This window comes from Scytonema sp. UIC 10036, assembly GCF_009725235.1.
The window spans coordinates 52,236-60,306 of the sequence record NZ_WJFC01000069.1; the positions used below are offsets into that span (position 1 = coordinate 52,236).

Genomic DNA, 8,071 nt, shown 5'->3' on the forward strand with positions numbered 1-8,071 from the left:
GTAGATTTGGAATGAAAATCTCATTCCCACTTCAACTAAGTTGTCTCAGATTCTGTCACAACATAAACAGGTTTTTCTACAAGACAGTTAGCAGTTTCATCATTTTCTTTTTCATTTTTTTCCTGACATTCATTTTTATTCAAAAAGAGATGGGTATTTGTCCTAAATTGATTACGCAAGGAATTGCCTTGGTTAGTTCCTTGATATTGAGTGGAAGCATGACTAGAAGTACTTGCATCTCCAAAGCCACTTTGACTAATTTTCACTCCACCAATTTTTCCTGGTTGGAATTTATAAAATCTGGCTCCCGAACCGAAAGGAACACTTTGTGCAACTCCTGGTGTAAAATTAACATTATTTAACCCAGGAGAATCTTGCACGTAAATAAATTCTGTGTCAGTCTCAATTGATTTGAAGTTGCGGTTACGGATTTCGTCCAAGAAATTCTGATTAATTGATTTCGCGCTTCCGGGAGGAGTTCTTTCTACTTTTAACCTACCTTGATGTATCTCCACGACTGCTTTACGCAGCATCAAGTTTGGATCTTTACCGTGAAATTTGATTGATTGGTTAATAAACTTCTCCGCTGTAGTGTAATCTCTTTTTTCTAGTGCTACATCAATATTTTGAATTCGCTGTTGTAAGTCTAATTTTTTAAACGCAATAAACTCTAATGGGTTTTGGATAAGTTTTTGAGCTTCTTGACGAGGATTAAACGGTTCTTGATGATTTGCTTTGTTACCAGAAAACTTCTGAAATCCTTGCGTTTGCTGCGATACCTGCGCTTCATCCAGCCAATCGAGATGAAAAATACGTCCATCATCTGGTTCACCAACAGCCATTTTTGTTTTTGGTGGTTTGACAGGCGGCTGACCACTACCACCACCTTCTCTCAGTTTTATCCATCTATTAGATTGAGCAAGTTTGACATAGTAATTATTTAACTGCTCTGGAGAATATCTGACTTCTACAACACCATCCATCTCCTTAATGGCTGCAAGGACATCATTCCCTTTATACTTACTCAAACGTAAGCTCATGGAAGAGCCAGCATCTATATCCCGACTTTCAAAACCTACGTTAAAACCATTTGCTGTTTTATTGATTTTCAGGTTGCCAAATTCTGTATCCCCAACACTGGTGTTGATTTGCACTCCATCTGCAGTTTGCGCGACTCTGCGGGTAAATTTTTGATTCGCTAGTTCAGCATTAAAACTGCGGAATTTAGCTGTAGTTTCTGCTTGGACTGTTGTTTCGCTAACGTTTTTACTCAGATTTTTAATGCTATAAGTTGTTTCATCTAAAGTCTGAAATGTCAGTTTACCTTCATTAGAGACTACAGAATTGTACTTCAAGTTAGACCTTAAACCTATTTCGTCAATTTCACTTTTAGCAGGTAAAATATCGCGTTTGTAGAAAGTGCTTCTATCTGCCAGAGAAACTCCTCCTCTGAAACTACGTTTTTGACCAAACAGCTGATAAGATTCTGAGGCAAGTAATGGCATGGTTTCTGTTTTTGCCCCTTTATAGCCTCGCTCATAAAATTTCACTGCTTGCCATTGCTGAAATTTTAAGTTTGCACCTTGAGCTTTTATCCAGTCTGGGAACCAGTTATCGCGTTTAACAGATACTTCTTGCAAAAAGCCAAGTTTGTCACTATGGTAGGATTTATTAAGCCAGTTTATGATTAGGCTCCACTTCATAATTTGGTTGAGCCGTTGGTATTGTGGTTCGTAGCGGGCAACTTCTTCATAATGGTCATTCCACCAACTTAAAAAGGCATCAGTATTTGCCGCCGCAGTAGTTTCAACCCCTTTCGATTTTTTTGACGACTTAGCATAAATGCGGGTAGCATTTCTTGCAAATAATAAATTGTTGCCCCCATTCGCTTCTTGAAAACCTCTGTCTTGAGGACCAAACCACAGGCGTGTATGAGGCAGTTCTTCAAGTTCCTGTTTGTAAATTGATGAAATCTTAATTTTAGTTAGAGGATAAAAGTCTGGGATAATTTCCGGTTTAGGAGTACTGTCTAGGTAGTTCAGCGCCCACAATTTGGCTAGCAAGTCTGTGTAAAAAAGAACCATCCCAACTTCTGTCCCTTTCAAGTCTCCATCGTAACGAGCGGCTTGGAAACTTTGTGTGTCAGGTGAATCTAAGAGGTTATTAATTTTTACTAGTTTGCTTTTGATAATTTTTTTTTGTGTTGATGCTAATTCTTCATCTTTTTGTTTAATAATGTTTTTGCCGATTTCGTTTAATTTTTGTTCTCTTTTCTGAATCTCTGGTTCAATTTGTCTCATGATTTGTTCGCGTGAATAACCAGCTTCTTGAAGAGATTTTATTAATGCTTCAATTTCTGCACGATACCGATTTTCATAGCGCCTTCTTTCGGCTTCAATGTCTCGATTTTGCTGTGCTATGTAAGGTTTAATCGCTTGCTTGATTTCTGCTCCAATTTGTCCTTCTCTCAAGGATTGATACCCTTGCTCGGTTTGGAGAAATTTGTCAAGTCGCTCCATTAATTGGCGATAAGGATCTATGTCGTTTTGGGATAAACCTTGTTGTGCCTTTTGAATATCTTGGTCACTAATTACGGGTTTACCACCGATTTTGAATGCTTGTAATAGAGGTTTCTCATTTTCTAAGATTTTTTGCAATTCTCGATAATCAATTTCAGGATCTAGAGAAAACCCGCTACCATTGACATTATTGAATTTTTCAGGATGCTCTTGTATGTTCTTTTCTGACTGCCAAATAGCAGCAATATCTTCTACACGAATTCCCTGATATTTCTCGCCGCTAATTTTACGCCCACCTAAGGTTAGGCTAGAACCATCGATTTCAGCAAATGTAACATCATCTACCTGAGTTATGAACTTCTGAAAGTCATTGAAGTTTTGAATGCTGGCTTGATGGTAGCCATAGTCACTGCTAAATAATTTTTCTCCACCAACTGATTCGCGCTTGGTTAAAACAACAGTTTGCTTATCTTCTGAGATTTCATATTCAAAAACTTCAAAAAGTTTAGGCTGCTTACCCCGATCTTTGCGGTGGCGATCGGCAATGTGAGCTAAGTCATCAATGCGTTCTGCATTTGAGGTAGCTTTTGGTACAAGGGCAACTATCTTCCCATCGCCAATGTTAAGCGATCGCGTTGTGCCATACTCAAAGTTAGAGATAGCACTCATATAACCATAGCGCACTGTTGGCAGATCGTAGATACCTTGGCTGATTTTTTCGATCTCAAGCCCTTTACCAGTAATCACAGTCAGTAGCAACCAATCTCTTAATTGATCCAACTTTTGACGTTCGGTCAACTTTTCAAAACCTTCATGTGGCTCAAAGTTGATAACCTGAGGTTCATTGAGAGGGAAATTTTTCTGAGTTGTGGCTTCTGTTGGTTGTGCGACAACTGAGGATGTGTTGGTTTGAGCGTACACTACTCCCAAAGCCACGGGAGATGCAACAAGAAGAGTAATGCTCAACAAATCAAAAATTTTTCTCATGCTCATGGCTATTTCTCCTGTGCGATCGCGGTTTTCTGTAATTGTTTATAGAGTTGTAAATATTCCATATCTGCTTGTTTGAGTTGCGCCTCTGGCTGCTGGGAAAACCAACGTACCAAAGACTCTTCGTAAATTTCTATGACTTGTGGAGCCCGTTCATCTTTGTGAAGAACAGACGGATTTTTGAAAAAATCTTTAGATGCTTTTAGCACTGCCTCATCGTTTTGTACTTGCTTTGCTGCTAGAATTGTTTGATAGGCATTCTCTCTCTCTGCAACTGTTGTTTTTTCTCGGATCGCGATATAACCAGTCATAACTATCAGCACGCTTGCAACTACCGCTTGTAGCTTAATGCGCTTGTCTTGAGAACTTAACAGCCACGGGATAAAAGGTTCTGTACTTATTTGGAATCGTGTAGATTTAGGTGTAAGGATGGGAGGTGCTTCCGAGTGTCCCGTTTGAGGTGTTACTAAAACGCGATCGCTTACCTCCTCAAACAGTTTACGTTCCAGAAATGCACAGATAACATCAGCATCCAGTTCCGCCAAGCCAGGTTTATCAAGAATTGACCATTGCCATAAACCAGCCAAATTAGCTTTACTTGGTGGTGGGTTTTGCAACACCTTTCCCACTGCATCCCTTAGCTCAAGTGCCTTTATAGCCCAGCTACTAGTAGACTCAATTGGTATCGTACTGCCGTTAACGGTATGCATGACTCCCGCAGGCAATTCTTTCTGCCAACCTTTGGGGGGAGTTGGTAGCCCAATTTTATGCCAAAGGTAAACAGCTTCAGCTATATAAAAATCATTCGCTGTTTCCTTAGCTTCATTGGAATCAATATAAACGTTCATAGGTGCAAAACCTTTGTTTGCTTCGGCTACCATCTGTTGTCCTTTGGGAGTCAGTTGCATACCCTGTCTGATATCCACTTGAAGTTGATTCACCTGCTCTTGCAGTTGCTTCATCGTCTCAATTAGCTCGTCACGAGTCTCAAAAGCTTTCTGGAAGTATGGATTGTATGTTACAGATTTTTGGATACAAAGCAAACCCAAAGCAAAAGAACTAGTATTAGCCAAACAAATTGCCCGCAAGTAATACAAACTACCTAACAATTCAAAAATAGTCAGATTGTAGGGATAGTTCTTTAAGTATTTCTCCAAGGTTTGGATACCAGTTAATAAATGTTTGGCATTTTTAGAATGCTGGCTATTTGTCCTCGCCTCTTGAAGCTTTGCCAGACTCGCTAAGTAGTACATTTCTACCATTTCACCTTGAAACTCAATATCGTTTGGCAAATACTTCAGCCTACTTTGACAGTAATTAATCGCCAGACGCCATTTTTTAGCTTCTTTACACGCAGAAATTCGTGTTTGCCAAGCTTCTCCTAGCAGCGATCGCACTTCTTCACTAGAGAAAGTAGCGAACTCCAACAATTGCTGGATATAGTCTATGTGAACAAAAGCACGTTCTTTCCAAGAAGGCTTTGTTGTTTTCGATATCAGTCCGTTATAGAAAGCGCAATGGGTATCAATAAATAATTCATGCAACAAACGCTGATGTAATTGGGTAGGCTCATTCATCACTGTTGCTTCAGGATGACTGGCTACAGCTATTGCTAACTTTTGCCATACCTCATGCTGTTTTGATAACGCCTTGAACTTGATTTGTACTTGACGCCAGTAAAAATCAGCCCTTTGCCACTTTGATGCCAATTCTGCTTCTATCGCCAGTTGATGCTGACACAACAAACTTCCAAATTGATTTAGGAAATTGAGATTGTCTCCAGAATTTTTTTCCTTAACAAGACTCAAAATATTACAGGCTGCTTGGCGATCGCCAGTTAATTCGGCTTGCTCAGAATTCAATTTGTAAAGATTTTCTGAGATGACAGGAAATACTCGTTCTTGAAAACGACATGAACTTGCAACCATGAAAACCTCCAGTGTATATTATGTTTACTTAACAGTTGTTTTTATACTTTGTTTATAATAGTCATCTCCAGAAATTAATTATGCATTACCTAAAAATCTTGGTAGGGGCGCGGCAGCCTCTCTACTTAAGTTTTTATAAAACATTTGGTTTTTCTCCAACATGGTAAAAAATATAAGATGAAACTCTGTGTCCGTTTGATTTATCTTGATGCGACTTTTGCCAGCTTAATAAGCACCCAAGTATAGCTGTAAAAGTAACCATAAGAATTAATCCAATTCTAATCTGTTTGAACCAACTAGATCCCACTAAAGTATCATTTTTATATGTTGTGTCCCTTTCAATCTGTGAGTTTTGCTTTTGAGTTAGTTTTTCTCCATCAGGTTTTTGTAAATTAACTTCCTTGGGTATTGCAGTTATTATCAGGATTTCATTCGTTACCCAGTCATCCAAAATTTCAGGCTTTTGAGGTTCAGATGGCTCGGCAACTATAGCACGAGATTGAACCTGTGATATTAAGCGTTTAACACTATTGTCAAGAGTAAGATGTAACTGTGTGTTAACTGTATTTGAAGAACGGGTATGAAGAATTTCGAGATTGTCTTGTTCTAATAATTTAGCATCAAATTCAGTAGTACTAACAATCAACTTAAGAATATCTTTATACTCCATTACTCCTGGTTTCCAAAGATTCTGAGGGATAGAAATAGAGATATGTTTTCCTTCTAAAGCCCAAGTTTCTTGTCCCGGTTCTAACCAAATCCCAGTACAATCTCCTGCAAAAGGAATCGCGGTGACTGCAAAACGTTCGGTTAGATTCAGTAAAACACAATAAAGTATTTTGTGACTTTTATTAGTTAATTTAATTTGGATGCTAGGAGGTTGTATTTTATCGTCATTGACTTTGTACTCCAAATAAATTTGGTAATCCTGAATTTCTGAACTTTGTTGATAAACCTGCATCAGCATCGCATCAGATTGAATTGAACTGTTTGCAGGGCTTGTAATGGTAGCTATAGTTATCCATCGAGCAATATGTTCTAAAGCTTGAATGGCTTGCTGGGCGCTTTCTAAGGTAAACCCTGATATCGGGGATATTAATTGACGGCGATCGCTTGCACGGATAAGGAGATATTCATCGTGCGAAGCTTGCAAATGAAAATCGGCGTCGCTAAAATCAGAGACTTCGCAAATATAAAGTGAAGGGCTTTCACCAAAACTGGCTGTGTGAATAGCTTGACGTGCAAAGTTAATCCCAGGTTCCTCTCCTTCAAGATAAACCTTCAAAGAAGATAACGCTTGACTGATAATGACTGCTTTATAAGTGAATTCTGGTTTTAATTCTTTTTTTTCCCCAGATATATTAATTCTGCTTAACTGTGGTAATACTTCAGTGACTTCTGCCACAGCAACTGCATTTTGTAGCTGACTGATATCTTCTACGTCAATTGGGAAGATAGCTAATCTTGTCTTTTCTTTTCCCTGACCAGAAATAATACCATGAACTGCGCCTCCATCAATACTCCAACCGTAAACTCTATCGTAAATAACGGTAAAGTACATTTGTCGTTTAACAATTGTACCTCCTAAAAAAGGTTGGTCTAGGTAGTTTGAGTTGGTAGCTTCAATTTGTGGTGATTGTTGTGGATAAAAACTGCGTACAAATGCATTAGTGCGTTTAAATATATCCCGATAAGTTAAATGACTGTTGCGTTGCAAACTATCTAGTAAAAAGTAAGAAAATGCTCCTCTTTTCTGACTAAAGTGTTCTCTAGCTTCTTCATTATCTCGACAAGCAGCTAAGAATATATATTCTCCCTTTGGTAGAGAAAAGCTACCGGAAAGTAAACCATTAATCTCTTCATCAGAAAATATAAAGCTAGAAAGCGGACGTTTCCTCCAATCATTTTCAACTGAACGGATACCTGTATAAGTAACATTGTTGCGATCGCGTGTTCCTCCACCAGAATGACAGCAATCTAAAATCACAACAATATGCGGATTATTTTGAGAAACTTCTGCAATGAGTTTGGCGAGTTCTTTATCAGCTAAATCCCAGTTATCTTCAGTTCGACTATCCCAACAAACTAAAGTTTCGTTCAAATGGTCTGGTTCTAAATGCCAAAATTCTTTTGCGGCATCTTCTTGAGAACCATGTCCGCTGTAGTAAAATAGAGCAATATCATTGCTTTTAGCCTGACAGAGGTGTTCCCGAAAAGCAGTAATAATCGCTTGTCGAGTTGCTTGGTAATTTAGCAGTTTCTTGATATATAATCTATCTCCATTATTTGTCACCTGTTTTCTTAAAAACTCTTCTATCGCTATGATATCGTTAATGCACCCTTCTAAAGGTGGAATTGTAGGGGATTTATAATTATCAATTCCAACTGCTAAAGCATAAATACTGCGACTCATAACTTTACCTCATATTGGCATTTCATCAAAGTTCAAAAATCCAATTTTCCTGTGCCATCTAAAAGTTGAAGATATATAGCAATCTTATTTGAGATTTAAACAAGGGAGACAAGGGAGACAAGGGAGACAAGGGAGACAAGGGAGACAAGGGAGACAAGGTAGACAAGGGAGACAAGGGAGAATAGATTCACTAGAAAGAAGAGATAAAAGAGAAATATAAA

The 8,071-nt window shown here is 38.4% G+C and carries 3 protein-coding genes; all 3 read right to left on the reverse strand.

Annotated features, from left to right (window positions below; genetic code table 11):
* Window positions 1-35: 35 nt before the first annotated feature.
* Complete coding sequence (locus F7734_RS28615) at window positions 36-3,512, reverse strand: hypothetical protein (protein WP_155747979.1); 3,477 nt, start codon at window positions 3,510-3,512, stop codon at window positions 36-38.
* Between the two features lie 2 nt (window positions 3,513-3,514).
* Window positions 3,515-5,437, reverse strand: a complete 1,923-nt coding sequence (locus tag F7734_RS28620; RefSeq protein ID WP_155747980.1) for a hypothetical protein — start codon at window positions 5,435-5,437, stop codon at window positions 3,515-3,517.
* Window positions 5,438-5,570: 133 nt separating this feature from the next.
* Window positions 5,571-7,850: a caspase family protein gene (locus F7734_RS28625; protein WP_155747981.1), complete on the reverse strand. Its 2,280-nt coding sequence runs from the start codon at window positions 7,848-7,850 to the stop codon at window positions 5,571-5,573.
* Window positions 7,851-8,071 lie beyond the last annotated feature (221 nt).